The 905-nt window shown below is 49.1% G+C and carries 1 protein-coding gene; it reads right to left on the reverse strand.

Annotated features, from left to right (window positions below; all coding sequences use genetic code 11):
• Positions 1–905: diaminopimelate decarboxylase (lysA, locus tag R7040_RS25270; protein WP_318097389.1), on the reverse strand; the 905-nt coding region annotated here is incomplete at both ends.

The raw sequence follows: 905 nt of genomic DNA on the forward strand, positions 1-905 counted from the left end.
CAAATCGTAAGTTTGTGGCTCACCATTACGAGGGGAAACAGGCACAATATCTTGCCAAGCTTGGTACAGTGCTGGACGCATCAAGTCATTCATCGCCGCATCAATGATGGCAAAGTTTTTATGCTCAGTGTGTTTTAGGAACTCCACACGGGTGAGCAAAATACCGGCGTTTGCTGCAATCGCACGGCCTGGTTCAAAAATCAGTTCTAGGTCTTGATGATTTTCAAGACGCCCCAACAACGCTTTCGCGTAATCAGACGGCTGAGGCGGTAATTCATCACGATATACCACGCCTAAGCCACCACCAACGTCGAGGTGACGAATGTTGATGCCTTGTGCTTTCAGGTCATCAATCAAAGCCAGCAAACGGTCGGTTGCATCAATAAATGGGTCAATGCTCGTTAACTGAGAACCAATATGGCAGTCGATACCTTGCACATTCAGATTAGGTAGGCTCTGGGCGAATTGATACACTTCTGGCGCGCGGTCAAACGCAATGCCAAATTTGTTGTCACGAAGACCAGTCGAAATATAAGGGTGAGTTTTCGCGTCAACATCTGGGTTAATACGTAGCGAAATAGGCGCAATCACACCAAGCTCGCCCGCCACTTTATTCAAGCGTTCAAGTTCCGGCTCTGATTCAACGTTGAAGCACTTGATGCCAAGCTCTAGTGCGCGCTTCATTTCTGCTGGCGTTTTACCCACCCCAGAAAACACGACTTTCTTCGCATCACCGCCCGCAGCAATCACACGCTCTAGTTCACCACCAGATACGATATCAAAACCCGAACCCAAACGAGCCAGCGCGTTCAGTACGCCCAAGTTTGAGTTGGCTTTTACTGCGTAGCAGACAAGAGGAGGATGTTGACCCACAGCACTATCAAACGCCTTCCAGTGGCGCTCTA

The organism is Vibrio sp. 1069 (genome assembly GCF_033340555.1).